The 17,073-nt window shown below is 71.1% G+C and carries 19 protein-coding genes; 8 read left to right on the forward strand and 11 right to left on the reverse strand.

Annotated elements, in window-relative coordinates; genetic code table 11:
- Positions 1-13: 13 nt before the first annotated feature.
- Together FM112_RS04025 and FM112_RS04030 are read right to left on the reverse strand one after the other, a co-directional pair.
- Positions 14-757, reverse strand: coding sequence for an IclR family transcriptional regulator (locus FM112_RS04025; RefSeq protein WP_087003820.1), 744 nt, complete (start codon positions 755-757; stop codon positions 14-16).
- Positions 750-1,547 carry an IclR family transcriptional regulator gene (locus FM112_RS04030; RefSeq protein ID WP_087003823.1) on the reverse strand — a complete coding sequence of 266 codons (798 nt, stop codon included), beginning with the start codon at positions 1,545-1,547 and terminating at the stop codon, positions 750-752. The genes FM112_RS04025 and FM112_RS04030 overlap by 8 nt, the downstream gene beginning before the upstream one ends.
- A 144-nt stretch (positions 1,548-1,691) precedes the next feature.
- On the opposite strand from FM112_RS04030, the gene FM112_RS04035 reads away from it, so the two are divergent.
- The gene (locus tag FM112_RS04035; protein WP_254910365.1) at positions 1,692-2,474 is read left to right on the forward strand and encodes an SDR family NAD(P)-dependent oxidoreductase; all 783 of its coding nucleotides are present in this window, start codon (positions 1,692-1,694) and stop codon (positions 2,472-2,474) included.
- Here FM112_RS04035 and FM112_RS04040 read toward each other — a convergent pair.
- Positions 2,471-2,785 (reverse strand): putative quinol monooxygenase, encoded by a 315-nt coding sequence (locus tag FM112_RS04040; protein ID WP_087003826.1) that lies wholly within the window; start codon positions 2,783-2,785, stop codon positions 2,471-2,473. The two genes, FM112_RS04035 and FM112_RS04040, sit on opposite strands and share 4 nt — an antisense overlap.
- Positions 2,782-3,915 carry a mandelate racemase/muconate lactonizing enzyme family protein gene (locus FM112_RS04045; RefSeq protein ID WP_087003829.1) on the reverse strand — a complete coding sequence of 378 codons (1,134 nt, stop codon included), beginning with the start codon at positions 3,913-3,915 and terminating at the stop codon, positions 2,782-2,784. Before FM112_RS04045 ends, FM112_RS04040 begins: the two co-directional genes overlap by 4 nt.
- A 163-nt stretch (positions 3,916-4,078) precedes the next feature.
- Between FM112_RS04045 and FM112_RS04050 the strand changes: the two genes are divergently transcribed.
- The 3 genes from FM112_RS04050 (at position 4,079) to FM112_RS04060 (ending at position 7,457) form a co-directional block, all read left to right on the forward strand.
- Positions 4,079-4,876, forward strand: a complete 798-nt coding sequence (locus tag FM112_RS04050) for an SDR family oxidoreductase (protein WP_087003832.1) — start codon at positions 4,079-4,081, stop codon at positions 4,874-4,876.
- A gap of 73 nt (positions 4,877-4,949) precedes the next feature.
- Positions 4,950-6,278: an MFS transporter gene (locus tag FM112_RS04055; RefSeq protein ID WP_087003835.1), complete on the forward strand. Its 1,329-nt coding sequence runs from the start codon at positions 4,950-4,952 to the stop codon at positions 6,276-6,278.
- Positions 6,279-6,404: 126 nt separating this feature from the next.
- Positions 6,405-7,457 carry an alcohol dehydrogenase catalytic domain-containing protein gene (locus tag FM112_RS04060; protein ID WP_087003838.1) on the forward strand — a complete coding sequence of 351 codons (1,053 nt, stop codon included), beginning with the start codon at positions 6,405-6,407 and terminating at the stop codon, positions 7,455-7,457.
- Positions 7,458-7,600: 143 nt separating this feature from the next.
- On the opposite strand, the gene FM112_RS04065 is transcribed toward FM112_RS04060, so the two are convergent.
- The 4 genes from FM112_RS04065 to FM112_RS04080 form a co-directional block, all read right to left on the reverse strand.
- Positions 7,601-8,527: a 5'-methylthioadenosine/S-adenosylhomocysteine nucleosidase gene (locus FM112_RS04065; protein WP_217874415.1), complete on the reverse strand. Its 927-nt coding sequence runs from the start codon at positions 8,525-8,527 to the stop codon at positions 7,601-7,603.
- A complete protein-coding gene (locus tag FM112_RS04070) occupies positions 8,524-8,991 on the reverse strand; it encodes an S-ribosylhomocysteine lyase (protein WP_254910366.1) in 468 nt (155 codons plus the stop codon). The genes FM112_RS04065 and FM112_RS04070 overlap by 4 nt, the downstream gene beginning before the upstream one ends.
- A gap of 93 nt (positions 8,992-9,084) precedes the next feature.
- On the reverse strand, positions 9,085-9,753 hold the full coding sequence (locus FM112_RS04075; RefSeq protein WP_087003844.1) for a TrkA family potassium uptake protein: 669 nt from the start codon (positions 9,751-9,753) through the stop codon (positions 9,085-9,087).
- Positions 9,746-11,185, reverse strand: a complete 1,440-nt coding sequence (locus tag FM112_RS04080; protein ID WP_087003847.1) for a TrkH family potassium uptake protein — start codon at positions 11,183-11,185, stop codon at positions 9,746-9,748. The genes FM112_RS04075 and FM112_RS04080 overlap by 8 nt, the downstream gene beginning before the upstream one ends.
- 235 nt (positions 11,186-11,420) lie before the next feature.
- Between FM112_RS04080 and FM112_RS04085 the strand changes: the two genes are divergently transcribed.
- The 4 genes from FM112_RS04085 to FM112_RS04100 all read left to right on the forward strand — a co-directional run bounded on the left by FM112_RS04085 (position 11,421) and on the right by FM112_RS04100 (position 13,571).
- Entirely contained in the window at positions 11,421-11,624 is a 204-nt protein-coding gene (locus FM112_RS04085; RefSeq protein WP_087003850.1) for a helix-turn-helix domain-containing protein, read from the forward strand.
- Positions 11,625-11,772: 148 nt separating this feature from the next.
- Positions 11,773-11,871, forward strand: coding sequence for an AURKAIP1/COX24 domain-containing protein (locus tag FM112_RS04090; RefSeq protein WP_019174583.1), 99 nt, complete (start codon positions 11,773-11,775; stop codon positions 11,869-11,871).
- 192 nt (positions 11,872-12,063) lie between these two features.
- The gene (gene nhaA / locus FM112_RS04095; RefSeq protein ID WP_087003853.1) at positions 12,064-13,305 is read left to right on the forward strand and encodes a Na+/H+ antiporter NhaA; all 1,242 of its coding nucleotides are present in this window, start codon (positions 12,064-12,066) and stop codon (positions 13,303-13,305) included.
- Positions 13,302-13,571 (forward strand): glutaredoxin family protein, encoded by a 270-nt coding sequence (locus tag FM112_RS04100; RefSeq protein WP_087003856.1) that lies wholly within the window; start codon positions 13,302-13,304, stop codon positions 13,569-13,571. The genes nhaA and FM112_RS04100 overlap by 4 nt, the downstream gene beginning before the upstream one ends.
- A 285-nt stretch (positions 13,572-13,856) precedes the next feature.
- Here FM112_RS04100 and FM112_RS17500 read toward each other — a convergent pair whose 3' ends face one another.
- The 3 genes from FM112_RS17500 to FM112_RS04115 all read right to left on the reverse strand — a co-directional run bounded on the left by FM112_RS17500 (position 13,857) and on the right by FM112_RS04115 (position 17,031).
- Complete coding sequence (locus FM112_RS17500; RefSeq protein WP_254910367.1) at positions 13,857-16,070, reverse strand: HNH endonuclease; 2,214 nt, start codon at positions 16,068-16,070, stop codon at positions 13,857-13,859.
- 440 nt (positions 16,071-16,510) lie between these two features.
- Positions 16,511-16,801: a type II toxin-antitoxin system RelE/ParE family toxin gene (locus FM112_RS04110; RefSeq protein WP_087003861.1), complete on the reverse strand. Its 291-nt coding sequence runs from the start codon at positions 16,799-16,801 to the stop codon at positions 16,511-16,513.
- The gene (locus tag FM112_RS04115; protein ID WP_087003864.1) at positions 16,798-17,031 is read right to left on the reverse strand and encodes a type II toxin-antitoxin system ParD family antitoxin; all 234 of its coding nucleotides are present in this window, start codon (positions 17,029-17,031) and stop codon (positions 16,798-16,800) included. The genes FM112_RS04110 and FM112_RS04115 overlap by 4 nt, the downstream gene beginning before the upstream one ends.
- Between the last annotated feature and the right edge of the window lie 42 nt (positions 17,032-17,073).

Raw genomic sequence — 17,073 nt, forward strand, 5'->3', positions numbered from 1 at the left:
CGCCCGTAGGCGATCAGGCGCCGGCGGGCGGCGCCGAGGCCGCCTCCTCCTCGAGGAGGAGGGCCAGCGCCTCGGCATGGGGGCTCACGTCCTGCGAGAGCCCCGCGAGCGAGAGGCAGCCGGTGGCGCCGGTCGAGGCCGTCGCGGCCACCCCGACCGCGGAGATGCCCCGGTTCACGTCCTGATCCGAGAAGACCCAGCCGCGCTCCCGCGTGCGCTCGGCGTCGGCGAGCAGCGCCTCGGGCGTCGCGATCGTGCGCTCGGTCGGCGTCTCGAACTCGCACGCGGCGAGGCGCTCCTCGACCGCGCCCTTCGGCGAGAGCGCGAAGAGCAGCCGGCCCGCCGCGCCGATGTTGAACGCGAAGTGCCGGCCGGGCCGGAGCGAGAGGACGACGAGGTTCGAGGCCGGCGCCCAGGCGATGCACGCCCCGCCCGTCGCGGTCGGGATGGAGAGGAAGGTCGTGTGCCCCGTCCGCTCGGCGATGTCCGGCAGCCGGTCGATCAGGCGCTGCCACTCCGGGAACGAGCCGGTGGTGGCGTCCGCCAGGTGCAGCCACCGCTCCGAGAGCCGCACGAGGCCGGTGTCGCGGTCGACGCGCACGAGGCCGATCGCGGCGAGGCCGTCGATGAGCCGGTACACGCTCGACCTCGGGGTGTTGATCTCCGAGGCGATGAGCGAGTAGCTGGCGGTGCCGATCTCGGAGAGCAGCGCGATGATCTGGTTCGCGTTGTCGAGCAGCTTGATGGGCTTAGCCACGCGCGGACCCCCTCTGCGCCTCGTGCGCCGGGACGCCGTCGGGCTCGGGCGCCCAGCCCAGCAGCTCGCTGCACTCGCGCCCCGCGCCGATCACCATCTCGACGAGGTCCTCGCGCCCGATCACGTCGTCGCGGAGCCCGCCGACGCTGAGCCCGGCGACCACGCGGCCGTGGTGGTCGAAGATGGGCACGGCCACGCCGCCCACGCCGCGGGTGACGTCGCCGTCGGTGGTGACGAAGCCGCGCTCGCGGTAGGCGGCGATCTTCGACTCCACGAGCCGCCGGTGCTCGGGCGGCGGATCCAGCCGGCGGAGGACCTCGGAGGTCTCCCGATCGGGCATGGCCGCGAGGATCGCGACGGGGGCGCCGCCGGAGACGAGCGGCATGGAGCTGCCGAGCGTCATGTCGAGCGAGCGCACGCCGTGCCCGGCTAGTCGCTCGATGCAGGTGGCGTTGAGCCCGGAGGGGAGGCAGAGGTAGACGGTGAGCATCGTGCGGTCCCGCATGCCCATGAGGATGGGCGAGAACAGCGCGCGCATGTCGAGGGTGTCGAAGAACGCGGAGCCGGCCGCGAGCATCCGCAGCCCCAGGCGGTAGGCGCCCCGGGTGCTGCCGTGCATGACCCAGTCGAGCTGCAGCAGGGTGCGGATGAGGCGGTAGACGGAGCTCACGGGCTCGTCCAGGCGCTCGGCGATCTCGCTCGCCGTCAGCTCCCCGCCCTCGAGTGCGGTGACGACCGCGTTCGCCTTGTCGAGGATCTCGAGACGCTGACGGGGGTCGGGAGTGGCCATACCAAATCATTGCACGCGGTGCGGCGCGGTGTTACGTTTCTATTGTCACCCAATAGACAGGGTGTCTACTGAGCGGCAATTCACGGCCGCCGCTTCGCACGACGGACGTGCGGGGCGCAGTACGACGAGAATCGAGGATGATGCATGCGTACTCCAACTGACTCAGTGATCGCGATCTCCGGCGGCGCCAGCGGGATCGGCCTGGCCACGGCCCGGCTGCTCGCCGAGGAGGGCAACCGCATCGCGGTGCTCGACCTCGACGGCGGCAAGAGCGAGGCGGCCGCGGCGTCGCTCCCGGGCGAGGGGCACCTCGGCGTCGCGACGGACGTGACCTCCACCGAGTCCGTGACCGCCGCATTCGACGCGATCCGCGCGCGCCACGGCCGCCTCGACGGGATCGTCGCGGCCGCGGGCATCGTCGACCCCTCGCCCTCCGCGACGGTCACCGACCAGAGCCTGCAGCGGCTCATCGACATCCACCTCATGGGCGCCATCCGCATGGCGAGGGGCGCGTACCCGCTCCTGAGCGAGTCCGGCGGCGGCTCGATCGTGTGCCTCTCCTCGATGGGCGCCCGGCTCGGCGTCGCGGAGCGGCTCGGCTACAACGTGGCGAAGACCGGCGTCGAGGGCATGGTCCGCACGCTCGCGGTCGAGTGGGTGCCCGCGGGCATCCGGGTCAACGCGGTGGCGCCGGCCTGGGTGAAGACGCCGGCGATCGCGGGCCTCATCGACTCCGGGTTCCTCGACCCGGAGCCGGTGGAGTCGCGGACGCCGCTCGGCCGGTTCGCCGACCCGGAGGAGATCGGGCAGGTGATAGCGTTCCTGCTCTCGCCCGCCTCCTCCTACGTGACGGGGCAGTCGGTCACGGTGGACGGCGGCATGACCATCCACTTCCCGCTGCCGAAGGCCGAGCGGCAGCCGGCCTAGATCGCGGGCTGGGCGAAGGTCATCGCGACCTCGTCGCAGATCGCCACCGAGCGCCTCGCCACCCGCTCGGCGATCCGCCCGAGGATGATCTCCCGGAAATGGGCGGTCTCCCGATGCGCCGCGAGGTGCTCGGGGGACCGCCAGCCCTCGATGAGCACGATCTGATCGGGGCGCTCCTGCGGCTGCAGCACGATGAAGTACTCGCAGCCCTCCTCGGCGATCGTCGCGAGGCGCGCGGGCTCGAGCAGCTCGAGGACGGCGCCCCGGTCGCCCGGGGCGCATTCGTAGGTGGCGAGGGTGGTCACGGTCATTCGGCGCGCCTCGTCTCCGTGCGCGCCGACCAGCCCTCGACGCGCTCGAGGTCGAGGTCGAACGAGAGCCCGGGCGCGGTCGGGCGCGCGAGCACGCCCCGCTCGACGTCGCGGAAGACCGAGCCGGTCGTGAGCTTGAACGAGGTCTCGAACGGGCGGTCCTCGGGGAAAGCCTCGACGTAGGGCATCGCGTCGGAGGCGTAGCTGAAGTGCTGGTGCACGTAGGGGTGGGCGTGGCCCGAGACGGGGATGCCCATCTGGCGCGCGGCGCCGATCACATCCTGCGTGGGCTGGATGCCGCCGAGCGTGGTGGCGTCCACGCGGAGCACGTCGACGGCGCGCTGCTGCACGAGCTCGATGAGCGCCTGCGGGTCGGTGACGTCGTCGCCCGAGCCGATCGGCACCGGCGAGGACTCGGTGAGCGGGCGCAGCAGGTCGAGCCGGTGGTGGGGGAAGGGGTCCTCGAGCCACGCGATGCCGAACTCGGCGAGGCGCTCGGCCATCCACTGCGCGTTGCGCAGGTCGTGCCACGAGCCGTTCACGTCCACGACCAGCTCGAGCTCGCCCCGCTGGCCCTCGCGGATGAGGCGGAGGCGCTCGAAGAGCTGGGACGGGTCCTTGTAGCCGGCCGCCTCGAGCTTGATGGCGCCGTAGCCCTCGGCCGCGCGCGCGAGCAGGCGGTCCGCGAACTCGCGATCGCTCTCGCCGGGGATCTCGTACCCCTCGACGAGCAGCACGGGCGCCTCCTCGGGGCCGCCGCCGAGCACCTGCCAGAGCGGGGCGCCGAGCATCTTGCCGCGGATGTCCCACAGTGCCAGGTCGACCAGCGAGCGGGCCTGCGCGAGCATGCCGGTCTGGTCGAGGAAGGCGTGCGCGCCGCGGGAGCGCGACTGGAACCCCTCGACGTCCATGGCGTCGAAGCCGAGGACGCTCTGCGACAGCATGTCCTGCGCGACCACGTCGAGCGGCGCGCCGCGGTTGAGACCGATCGCGTTGCCGATGACGCCCTCGTCGGTCGTGAGCCGCACCACGACGCAGTCGCGGTGCGTGATCGTATTCCACTTGAAGCGGATGGGGTTGTCGAGCGGGACCCGGCTCCACCAGGTCGTCATTTCGGCGATCTTCGCCATCGGGCACTCCCTTGTGTGATGCTGCACTGGACTTTGAAATTATCACCTATTGCGCACATCGTCCATCCTGTGCCAATATCTCCATGTCGCAGACGAGGGCCGCAGATTTCGGATCGGTACCCGGAACCCGACACCGATACGGCCTACGCCAAAGGAGGCAGACATGAAACTGGATTCGCATCAGCGCGAACTCGGCAACGTCGAGGGGCGCACGGCGCTCGTCACGGGCGCATCGAGCGGGATGGGCGCGGCGATCGCGCAGACGCTCGTGCAAAAGGGCGCCCGCGTGCACGCGGTGGCGCGCCGCGAGGAGGAGCTCAGGGCGGTGGGCGGCGAGTACGTCGAGTCGGGACGGTTCGTGCCCCACTCCCTCGACGTGTCCGACCGCGACGCCGTGCAGGCGCTGCTCGACGAGCTCGCCGAGAACGACCCCATCGACACGCTCGTGATCGCCGCCGGGCGCAACATCAACCCGCGCACCTTCGGGGACGTGGAGTTCGACGCCTGGGACGACCTCATCGACGTCAACCTCAACGGCGCCTTCTACTTCCTCCGCGGCGCGCTGCCGCAGCTGCGCGAGAACGCGGGCGACGCGGTGCTCATCTCGAGCGTCGCGGCGCTCTGGCCCGACCACTCCGGCGCCGCCTACCAGGCGTCGAAAGCGGGCATGATCGGCCTCGCCCGCGGTGCGGCCCGCGACGAGCACGCCCAGGGCGTGCGCATCACGAGCATCCTGCCGGGCGTCGTGAACACCCCGATCCTCGACCGCCGCCCGACCCCGCCGCCGCAGGAGATGCGCCGCTGGTTCATCCAGCCCGAGGACGTCGCCCAGGCGACGCTCGCCGCGATCACGATCCCCGGACGCACGACCGTCTCGGAGATCACCCTCACCGCCACCCGCCTGCAGTCGATCGGCAACACGCAGCAGGCCACGCCCGTGCTCCCCGAGGGGCTCGAGTAACCACCCCATCCAACCGCTCGGCCCCGGGGAGACCGGGGCCGAGCACTCTCTACGACCTCAAAGGAGAGGTTCCATGGTCGATACATCCACCGAGAACATCGCCGCACCGACGCGGCCTCAGATCATGCGGGCGACGGTCGCCGGCACGCTCGGCACGACGCTCGAGTACTACGACTACGTCATCTACGGTCTCGCGACCGCGCTCATCTTCAACCAGCTCTTCTACTCCGATCTGCCTCCCGCGGTCGGCTTCATCGCCGGCTTCGCGACCTACGCGGTCGGCTTCATCGTGCGCCCGATCGGCGGGCTCATCCTCGGCGCCATCGGCGACCGGATCGGCCGCAAGGTCATCATGGTGCTCACGATCGTGCTCATGGGCATCGCGACCTTCGCGATCGGCCTGCTGCCCACCTACGAGCAGGTCGGCGTGCTCGCGCCGCTGCTGCTCATCGTCTGCCGCATGACGCAGGGCTTCGCCACCGGCGCCGAGCTCGCCAGCGCCTCCTCGCTCATGGTCGAGTCGGCGCCCCGCGAGCACCGCGGCTTCGTCGGCTCCTTCGTCTCCTTCGGCACCAACTCGGGCAACCTGCTCGCCACCCTCGTGTGGCTGCTCATCTCGATGCTCCCCGAGGAGCAGCTCATGAGCTGGGGCTGGCGCCTGCCCTTCCTCGGCTCGATCTTCCTCACCATCCTGGGCCTGTGGATCCGCAAGGGCGTCAAGGAGAGCCACGTCTTCGAGTCCGTGGCCGAGCGGCAGCGCACCGTGAAGATGTCCGAGGTCTACAAGAACTTCTTCAAGTCGGGCTGGCGCTCCTTCCTCGTCTGCTTCGGCCTGCGCATCGGCGAGGGCGGCACGAGCGCGCTCTACCAGGTCTTCCTCGTGGGCTACATCGCGACACTGCCGAACCAGACCCAGTCGATGGGCGCCACCGCGCTGCTCATCTCCTCGCTCTTCGGCATCGTGGCGATCCCGCTCATCGGCATCCTCACCGACAAGGTCGGCCGCCGCCGCGTGTTCATCGTGCTCGCCGCCATCCAGCTGATCTTCGCCTTCCCCGGCGTGATGATGATCGAGAGCGGCAACACCTTCGCGATCATCGCGGCCTTCCTCATCGCCTCCGGCGTCTGCGTGCAGGGCATGTACGCCACCGAGTCGGCGTACATGGTCGAGATGTTCGGCCTCCGCCACCGCCTCACCGGCGTCACCGCATCGAAGGAGCTCGGAGGCCTGGCCGGCGCCGGCATCGCGCCGCTCGTCATCGCCGCGCTGCTCGCCGCCATCGGCCACTGGTGGGTCATCGGCGCCTACATCGCGCTGCTCGCCGCGATCGGCCTGATCTCCGCGATCCTGAGCCCCGAGGTCAAGGGGCGCAACCTCACGGTCGACGAGGACGCCATGTAGCGATCCTCCAGGCCGAGTCGAAGGCGGTATCGGCGCCCCGCCGCGGGCACCGGTGCCGCCTTCGGCGTCGGGACCATCCCGGCGGCCCGCCGCGGGCCGCATCCATCGAGATCGAAGAGGAGAACCATGCACGCCGTCATCGCCAACCCCGGCGGAGGCCTCGAGCTGCGGGAGCGCGACGCGCTCCCGCCGGGACCGGGGCAGGTCCGGATCAGGGTCGTCTACGGAGGGATCTGCGGCAGCGACCTGCACTACGCGCAGTCCGGCAGGAACGGGATCTACGCCATCGAGGAGCCCCTCGTGCTGGGGCACGAGATCGTCGGCATCGTCGACGAGCTCGGGCCGGGCGCGACGGGCGCGGCCGTCGGCGACCGCGTCGCGGTGCATCCCGCCACGCCGACCCCGCCGCCGGGCGGGGAGGAGGGCCGAGGGCTCCACCTCGCGCACGGGGGGACGTACCTCGGCAGCGCCTCCACCTCGCCCCACACCCAGGGCGGATTCGCGGAGTACGCGACGGTCGGACTCGCGCAGCTGCGCCCGCTGCCCGAGGGGCTGCCGCTGCGCCGCGCGGCGCTCGCCGAGCCGCTCGCCGTGGCGCTGCACGGCATCGGCCAGGCCGGCGTCGCGCTCGCCGGCGGCCGCGTCGATGGCCGCGTGCTCGTAGCCGGGGCCGGGCCCATCGGATGCCTCGCGATCGCGGCGCTCGCGGAGCGCGGTGCGACCGACATCACGGCGACCGATCTCGTGCCGAGGGCGCTCGGCGCGGCGCGGGCGGTCGGCGCCGCGCGGACGGTGCTGCTCGGCGAGGACGAGCTCCCCGGGGCCGAGTCCTTCGACCTCGTCATCGAGTCCTCCGGCAGCATCCGCTCGCTCGCCTCGGCCCTGGACTGGGTGCGCCGCGGGGGCACGATCGTGCAGCTCGGGCTGCTGCCGGCCGGGCCGCTGACGCTGCCGCTCGCCCCGATGGTGAGCAAGGAGGTGACCCTGCGCGGCTCGCAGCGGTTCGACGTGGAGCTCGACGAGGCGATCCGCCTGCTCGCGCGGGACGACCGGTTCGACGCCATCGTGAGCGACGTCTACCCCGCGGCGGACGCCGAGGAGGCCTTCGCCGTGGCCGCGGACTCCTCGCGCTCCTCGAAGGTGCTGCTGCAGTTCGCCGAGGATCCCGGGGAGCGCTGACCCGGGGCCGCCGGGCGCCGGTCCGGCGGGATCGGCTGGGCGCCGCCGGCCCGGAGCTGCGGGGACTGGCACCGCCGGGGCCGGCGTCGTCGGGGCCGGCGCCCGTGGCCGGTCTCCGTGGCCGACGTCCGTCGTCCCCGGGCTCAGCCCAGCGCGGCGAGCAGCCCGCGGACGGCCGCCGCGCTGCGGGCGGCGGCCTCGTCGAGGGCCATGTGGAAGTCCTGGCCGGCGACGGGGCCGCACAGGTCCGAGATGCCGCGGACCGAGATGAAGGGCACGCCGAAGGCCGCCGCGGTCTGGGCGATCGCGCAGGACTCCATGTCGGCGGCCACCGCGTCGGGGAAGGCCTCGCGCATGTCGGCGACGTTGCGGGCGGTCACGAAGGTGTCGCCCGAGAGGATGCGGCCCAGGCGGACGGCGGCGTGCGGGACGGGCCCCGGCGTCGTCGGGTGCGCGGCGGCGGTCTGCTCCGAGTTGTCCCGCCCTGAGTCGTCCTGCCCCGAGCCGTCCTGCCCCGAGTCGTCCCGCTCGGCACCGTCCTGCTCCGGAGCATCCTGTTCGGAACAGCTCTGCCCTGCGTCCGCCTGCCCCGAGCCAGCGCGCTCGAGATGGTCCTTGAGCGCGGCCGGGGCTCCGGCGAGGGCGGCCTCGACGAGCGGCTCGGCCGCGGCGAAGCGCACGGGCTGCCGCGGCACCTGGCCGCGCTCGTAGCCGAACTCGGTCGCATCCGCCGTGCCGTAGGTGCAGGACTCGGCGACGGCGACGTCGCCCACCGCGATGTCGGCGGGCAGCCCGCCGCCCGTGCCGGCCGAGATCACGGCGCGTGGCGCGAAGGCGCCGATGGCCCACGTCGCGGCGCCCGCGGCGGCGACCAGGCCGATCCCCGTCGTAAGGAGGACGACCTCGGCCCCCGGGGCGCGCTCGTCGAGACTCTGCAGCCGCCCGCGCCGGGCGGCGACGCCGGCCAGTGGCGGCTCGAGCTCCTGCGCGTCCTCGAGCGCGAAGGCCGCGGCCTCCTCGTCCATCGCGCAGGCGATCAGCACCGGCCCGGAGACGGGCGCGGAGGTCACTGCGCGGCCTCGCGCTCCACCTGCGACCAGCCGTCGCGGGCGACGAGGAACTTGGCGACGGCGTCCTTCGCGCCGCTCAGCGTGTGGCTCTCGGCCCATCCGCACTGCACCTCGTTCGCCGCGGGCACCGCCTCGGCGTCGAGCAGGTCGCGGAAGGTGGTCTCGAGCAGCTCGAGGAAGGCTTCGGGCTCGACGCCGAGGGTGAGCGCGTAGAAGCCGGTCTGGCAGCCCATGGGGGAGAAGTCGATGAGCCTGTCGGTGTGGTTGCGCATGAGCTCGGCGGTCATGTGCTCGATGGAGTGCACGACCGGCATCTCGAGGTGCTCCTCGTTGGGCTGGGCGAAGCGCACGTCGTACTTCACGAGCACGTCGCCCCCGGGCAGCTCCTTGCGGTCGGCGACGCGCACGTACGGCGCCGCGACCTCGCGGTGGTCAAGGTTGAAGGACTCCACATTCATGCGCATGCGTCGAGCCTATCGAAGCGCGGGCGGATCGCGACGCCCCGTGACGTCGCCGAGAGGCCCCGCCGCGGCGGCGCAGGGCGGGCATCCCGTGCGTCAGCGCAGCGCGCTGAACCGCTCGATCTGCTCGCCGTTGCCCGCGACGATGATGAGGTCGAGGTTCGAGATCACCGTGTCCGGCGTCGCGGTCTTGAACTCCGAGCCCGGCGACTTCACGCCCATGACGCTGACGTTGTAGCGGGAGCGGATCTCCGCCTCCCGCAGCGACAGGTTGCGCACGGGCTTGGGCGGGTACATCTTCGCGAGCACGAAGTCGTTGTCGAAGGCGATGAAGTCGAGCATCCGGCCGTTGAGGAGGTGCGCGGCGCGCTCGCCTGCCTCGGCCTCGGGGTAGATGACGTGGTTCGCGCCGATGCGCTTGAGGATGCGGCCATGGGTGCTCGACATCGCCTTCGCCCAGATCTGCGGGATCTTGAGGTCCGAGAGGTTCGCGGTGATGAGCACGCTCGCCTCGAGCGAGGTGCCGACGGCGACCACGGCGATGGAGAACTCCTTCGCGCCGATCTGCTTGAGTGCGTCGATGTTGCGCGCGTCGAGCTGGGCGCTGTGCGTGACGCGCTCCGACCACTTCTGGACGAGCGCGGCGTCGACGTCGATCGCGAGCACCTCGCGGCCGAGGCGGTCGAGCTGCCCGGCGACGGCCGCGCCGAAGCGGCCCAGTCCGATGACGAGCGCGGGGGCGTTGGGCGGGATGGGGTCAGCCAACGATGATCCTTTCCTCGGGCAGCGTGTAGAGCTGCCGTTTCTGGCGGGAGGCGAGTGCGGCCGCGAAGGTGACGGTGCCGACGCGGCCGAGCCACATGGTGGCGGTGAGCACGTAGGTTGCGGATTCGGGCAGCTCGGCCGTGAGGCCGGTCGAGAGCCCGCAGGTGGCGAAGGCCGAGATCGTGTCGAACAGGGCGTATTTGAACTCGGCCCCGGAGAGGTGCATGACGGTGATGGAGCTCACCGCGATGATCGTCGCGCCCCACAGGACCACGGCCACGGCGAGGCGCAGCACGTCGATGGGGATGCGGCGCTCGAACACCTGGATGTCGGCGGAGCCCTTGGCCTCGGCCACGGCGGCGAGGAAGAGGATCGCGAGGGTGGTCACCTTGATGCCTCCCGCGGTGGAGGCGGAGCCGCCGCCGACGAACATGAGCATGTTCATGACCAGCAGGGTGGAGTCGCTCATCTCGGCGATGTCCACCGTCGAGAAGCCTCCCGAGCGCGTCATCGTCGACATGAACCCCGCGTTGAGCGGGGCGAACCAGGCGTCCTCCTTGCCGAGGGTGTCGGGGTTGTCGAACTCGAGGAGGTAGATGAGCAGCCAGCCCGCGACGAGCAGGATGAGGGTGGTCCAGATGGTGAGGCGCACGTGCACCCCGATGCGCTGCCCGGTGCGGACGCGGCGGACGAGGGCGAACAGCACGGGGAAGCCGAGCGAGCCGATGAAGACCGTCACGGCGATGCAGCCGAGGAACCAGGCGTTGTTCGCGAAGGGGGCGATGCCGTCGGGGTTGGGGGTGAAGCCGGTGTTCGTGAAGGCGCTGGCCGCGTAGTAGTAGGCGTCGCCGAAGGCCACCCACCACGGGCCGATCTCCGGGGTGGCGAGCAGAACCGGCAGGAGGAACAGCGCCGCGATCGACTGGATGAGGACGAGCGAGACCGCGGCCGTGGCGAGGATGCCGCCGACCTCGTCGAGCCGGACGGCCTGCTGCTCGGCGACGGGGCCGCCGTGCGTGCGCAGCGGATTGCTGTCGGATGCCGCGATGAGCTTCTGGCGGAGCCCGAGACGGCGGGTGACCACGCGGCCGAGCAGGGAGGCGAGGGTGAGCACGCCCACGGCGCCGACCTGCACGCCGAGGAAGACGAGCACGTTGCCGAAGGGCGACCAGTGCGTCGCCATGTCGACGGTCGCGAGCCCCGTCACGCAGATCGTCGAGACCGCCGTGAAGAGCGCGTCCGCGAAGGGGGTGGGCTCGCCGCTCGCGGAGGAGGCGGGGAGCATGAACAGGAACGTCCAGAGCGCGATGATGCCGGTGAACACCATGACGGCGAAGCGGCTGGGGGAGCGGGTGCTGAAGTGGGCACCCCAGCCGCGGATGCGTCGCCATATCGAAGGCTTGTGCTGCGCAGGCCGATAGCGACTCGGCATGGCGGGCTCCTGGTCGGGTGGAAGGGGATGCGCGGGGCGCGGTACGGAGCGATGCTACTCCCATTCGGTGCGACGGCAACGGGGCATCCGCGCGCGGGCGGGGCAGTGTACCCGCGAGGTGTGGCAAATCCAGGCGCGACACTCTACTCTTGTGAAAGCACTTCAGTTGACTCTCGCCACTTCGCGCGGCTCGAGTCGCATCACGACCGTTGATCGAGCAAGGGGACCAAGGCCGATGTCGAATGACCTGTCTGATGTCCGCTTCTTGACGGTCGCGGAGGTGGCCGAGCTAATGCGCGTCTCCAAGATGACGATCTATCGCATGGTGCACGCGGGGGAGCTTCCCGCGGTGAAGTTCGGCCGTTCCTACCGGGTGCCCGAATCGGCGGTCAAGGATGCCATCCGCGCCGCCACCGAAGGCGATCAGCGCAGCGCCTGAGCGTATCGGGCGGCCGTCGCGCGGCGGATTCGCGCGGCCGGTGTAAACTGATCCGAGCGCGATTTTCGAAGGTGCTGACGGTCTGCTGCCGCGGGTCCGCCACATCCGCCTTCGACCGCACCGTCTATACCAATCTGAGGGAAACACTATGGGTTCTGTCGTTAAGAAGCGCCGCAAGCGCATGTCGAAGAAGAAGCACCGCAAGCTGCTTCGCAAGACTCGTCACCAGCGTCGCAACAAGAAGTAGTCTTCGGGCTCTTCGGCGGGAGGCGCCGACCGTTCTGGTCGGCGCCTTCCGCCGTCGTGGAGCGGACGAGCCACTTCCGTCGCCGCCGTTTTGAGGCGTCGAGCGGGGCGAGCGTAGGATGACTCGCATCGTGCCGGGCCGCCGGCCCGCGCCGTCCCGGCGATTCCGAAGCAGCGAGGGGGCTCTCCATCCATGGCAGCGAACGCGAAGCGTCCCGACGACACATTCACCCTCGTCGAGCGGCTGAACTCCAGGAAGGTCGGCGGCACGCTCCTGCTCATCGCCGCGGTGATCGCGATGATCATCGCGAATACGCCGCTCGCGCCCTGGTACACGGTGGTCAAGGACTTCGACCTGTCGATCCCCGCGATCGGCATCGATCACATGACGGTGGCGCACTGGGCGAGCGACGGGGTGCTCGCGATCTTCTTCTTCGTGGTCGGCATCGAGCTCAAGCGCGAGTTCGTGACGGGTTCGCTGCGGGATCCGCGCAAGGCCTCGCTGCCGATCGCGGCCGCGGTGGGCGGCATGATCGTGCCGGCGGCGACCTACGCGATAGTGGCGACGGCCATGGGCTCGGATGCGCTCGAGGGCTGGGCGGTGCCGGTGGCGACGGATATCGCCTTCGCGCTGGGCCTGCTCGCGGTGTTCGGCAAGGGCCTGCCCTCGCCGTTCCGTGTGTTCCTGCTGACGCTCGCGGTCATGGACGACCTGCTCGGCATCATCGTGATCGCGATCTTCTACACGGAGTCGCTGTCGCTGCTGTGGCTGGCCGCGTCGATCCTCGTGATCGCGCTGTACGCCTTCTGCGTGAACCGGGGCTGGAACCCGCGCTGGCTGCTCATCCCCCTGGGCGTGCTGGCGTGGTACTTCATGCTGCGCTCGGGCGTGCACGCGACGATCGCGGGCGTGCTGCTCGGCCTCACGGTGCCGGCCCTGCCGCGCCGGGGCGACGAGATCTCGCTGGCGGAGGACATGGAGCACGACTGGAACGCGCTCTCCCAGGGCGTGGCCCTGCCGGTCTTCGCGTTCTTCGCGGCCGGGGTGCCGTTCGCGGCGGGCGACGGCTCGTTCGGGGACGCCCTCTCGAACCCGGTGTTCCTGGGCGTGTTCCTCGGCCTGTTCATCGGCAAGCCGCTCGGGATCTTCCTGACGGTGGCGGTGCTGCACCGGCTGCCGATGTTCCGGCTGGACAGTCTGCTGAACCTCAAGGACATCGCCGCGCTCGGGGGCCTGGCGGGCATCGGCTTCACCGTGTCGCTGCTCATCGGCGAGCTGGCCTTCCGCGGGGATGAGACGTATCTCGAGTACGCGCATCTCGGGGTGATCCTCGGGTCGCTCGCGGCCGCCGCGGTGGCGATCTTCACGCTGCGGCTCCGGGAGCGGGCGCATCGCGACCGCGAGCTGCCGGAGGGCAAGGTGCAGCTGCCGTGAGCCTCTTCGGCCGGCTGCGCGGCGGGGCGCGTGCGCGCGTCGTCGACTTTTACGAGAAGCCGGGCTGCCACCTGTGCGAGGACGCGCTCGCGGTGGTCGAGCAGGAGGCCGCGGCTGCGGGCGCCGAGCTGCGGCGGCACGACATCCTCGAGGATCGGGAGCTGCAGCGCCGCTACGGCGAGCTGATCCCGGTGGTCGTCATCGACGGCGAGCAGCACGCCACGTGGCACGTGCAGCGGGAGCGGCTCCGCCGCGCGCTGCGGTAGCGCCGCACCAGGGCCGGAACAGAGTCGGGACTGCGCGAGTCAACGTCGATGGGGTCGATTCGCGTCCGGTGCGATGCCGGGCCGCTCTCGGTGCTCCTGAAGGCGGAGGATGCGTTTTGGGTAGCGCGGCTGCAACGGCTGCAACGGCTGCAACGGTTGTAGCGGTGAAGCGGCGGCCGTGTCGACGTGACCGCGGTGGCAGGCGGGTCACTGCGCCAGGAGCCTGACGGGGCATGGGCTGCTGCGCATCGCACGGTGAGATCGCTCTTGCCCCAGACCGGCCCGCTATTCGAATCCGGGGATCGGCGTCGGCGGATGGGCGCGGCGGTAGGCGACGTCGAAGCGCTTCCGGCCGCCGAGCCGGGGCGTCCGCCGCCAGTCGATATCGGATGGCGGGATGAACCACACGGTACCGCCGCCGCGGCGCTTGGGCGGTTCGCCGGACAGCGTCCGGTCCGTTCGCGAGTCCGGTGGCACAGCGTCGGGCGGCGCAGCATCCGGCCGAGCAGCATCCGGCCGAGCAGCATCCGGTCGCGCAGTCTTCGATCGCCCGCCTGGCGGTGCGCTGGCCGATGGCAGCTCGGGCGGATGTACGACGCGCACCTGCCAGCCCTCGTGGATCCGGTGATGGCACGAGGTGCAGAGCAGCACGCCGTTGTCGAGGTCGGTCTTGCCGTGATCCGCGTACCACCAGTCGATGTGGTGCGCCTCGGTCATGCCGGGCGGCAGTCCGCAGAACGCGCAGCCGCCGTCGCGCTCGGCGAGCGCGATCCGCTGGGCCCGGGTGAAGTGCCGATGCGCGCGCCCGAGGTCGAGTACCTCGCTGTCGGTGCCGAGGACGACGGGGATGAGGTCGGCGTGCGCGGCGAGCCGCCGCGCGGCCCCGGCGTCGATGACCGTGCCGCCGTCGATGTCGGCGAAGCCTCGTAGTTCTGCTGCTCCGGCGCTTCCCACCCTGTTGTGGGGGCCGACAGCGCTGTCTGCACGGGCGGTCTCGTCGACTGCTGCTGTGTCGGCGGCGCCGACGGCGGAGGTGGCCCCGACGGGCGCTGCCGTATCCTCGGCGCCGATCGGGCTGTCGACGCGAGCTGCGCCGGCGGATCGTGCCGCTCGGCCTGGTTGCGGCGCGTCGAGGGGCTGCGCCGCGCCGGCGGATCGTGCCGCTCGGCCTGGTTGCGGCGCGTCGAGGGGCTGCGCCGCATCGGCGGGCACGGCTCGGACGACGGCATCGCGAGCGGGCCGGCCGTTCTTCATGCGGGCCACGACCGAGGGAACGCCCGTCGCGGCAGCGACCTCGGCGGCCTCGTCGTCGAGACGCCGGTCCGCGCGGGCACTGGCCTCGGCCCGTTCGAGGTCTCGCGCATCCACGCGTACCACGACTGCGGTGGACGGGCCGGGCACCTCCGAGTGATCGCAGGCGAGCCCGTGCTTGCAGAACTCGACCAGCGCATCCGCCTGCAGCTGCGCGAGGCTGCGGGTGTCCGCGGCGACCTCGCCGGTTCGCTCGGGCGCGGTCGGGGCGAAGTGCACGTTCGAGGTCGGGGCGCCGGCGCGGGCGTCTGCGTCGGGGCGAGCATCGGAATGGGCATCGGGACGGGCATCGGCTCGCGGGCCTGCATCGGTGTTGTCCGGCATAGAGCCCCGCATCGTCCGCTCGCCGGTCTCGGGCGCGTCCGGATCGCCGGGGCGGTTCCTGCCGCGGGCGGTGCGCAGCTGCGAGGTCGTGTAGGACTGCAGCGCATGCACGATATATGCGCCCGATTCGGTGTCGAACCTGCCGTTGACGTGCAGCATGCCCGTCTGCGCGCTCGTACGGAAGGTGAGTCCCCGATGGCGGCGCTGCCGGTCGAGCTCGGGCTCGAGCCCGTCGGGGTCGAGATGCGCCTCGAGTCGGCGGCACACCTTGCGGAAATCCGCGAGCCGCATCCCCGTGCGCGCCACGCCGACGAGTTCCCGCTCGCCCTCGCGCAGCGCCTCGGAATCGACCCGAGGCGCGAGCCGCTTCGTCATCATCACGATCTCGTTCGAGTGGGCGAGCCCGATCTCGCCGCGGCGGAGCGCATCGGCGACGTGCTCGTCCGAAGCCGGCACGCGCTCGCCCGACAGCCCGCGGTCGCCCACGATCGCGGCTCCCACCCGGGCGAGCGCTCCGGCCTCGCCGCTCGCGACGTGCATGACCTCGGCGACCAGGTCTCGGCCGTTGCGGCAGCCGTGGCGCCGCGCCAGCGCCGCCTCGCCCCGAACCGGATCGGAGCGTCGATCCACCTCTCGCGCGGCCGCTGCGGCGAGCGCCTCGAGCCGGTGCTGGTGCAGGGCGATGGCCTGCAGGAGGTCGAGCACGTCGGCGTCCTCGGCGGCCTCGAGCTCATCCGCGGCGGATTCGCCGGTGCCGAACGGGGCCATCGATCGCCAGGAGTCGAGGAGGCTGTCGAACGAGGAGCGGAGGCGTGCGAGGTCGCCGTGCATCTCCGTCGACTCCTCGCGTGCGGTCGCCGTCATCGTCGAACACCTCCCTCGCCCTTCGCCTACGATTCAAGCAGATATCGAATGGAATATCTAGATCTGTGGATAACTATTCATCGATCATGTTCGAACAGAGATGCGTCACCTGTTCGAAGAACGACCATGCGATCAGACAACGCGAGCGGTGATCGTGCTCAGTGCGCGGTCCGGGCCTTCGGGTGCGGCGTGGAGGCACGGTCCCGGCCGCAGGTTCGCGGGGAACGCCGTCCGCCCGCAGGCAGGAGCAGTAGATGGTGCGGACGGTCCCGGTTCGCGGATAGTGCGGACGGCGCCGGTCAACGCGCGCCCGCATCGTGGCCGTGATGGAGAGTGCCATGCCTGCGTCGGGGAGACGGCCGTGCCTGCCCCGGCCCGATGTAGCGGGTGCATCGAGAAGGCCGAGCGGTCGGCGGGGCTGCCCGAGGCGGTGCTCCGGCCTAGAGATGGCGAGCCGGATCCATGCGCTGATGCAGAATTCGAATCACGTCGACGTTCTCGGCATCGGCGGTGTAGAAGAGCAGATGCCTGCCGATGCCGTACCGCCGGTACCCTTCGCGGATCTCATCGCAGGAGCGGCCCCGACGGGGGTCGTCGGCGATCCGCTCGATGGCCGCCCTGATCTCGCCGATGTACATCTCGGCCTGGCGGGCGCTCCAGCGCTCTTCGGTGAAATCCCAGATCGAGGAGAGGTCGCGTTGCGCGGCCGGAGTGAGCCGATAGCGGCTCATGCCTTCTTCGCGGCGATGAACGCGTCGAAGTCGAAGGGCTCGGGGCGGCCGCTCTCCTCCCCCTCGACGAGAGCGGCGCGGAGGGCGGCCAGGCGCGTCTCCTGATCCTCGAGCAGGCGGAGCCCGGCGCGGACGACCTCGCTGGCCGATCGATAGCGTCCGGAGGAAACCTCCCGGGCGAGGAAGTCCGCGAAGTGATCGTCGAGACTGATCGAGGTGTTCTGCGCCATGTTCAGACGATACCAAAAGTTGGTAAGCCGCTCATGCCCATC

The organism is Gulosibacter sp. 10, from assembly GCF_900163695.1.
Lineage (GTDB): Bacteria > Actinomycetota > Actinomycetes > Actinomycetales > Microbacteriaceae > Gulosibacter.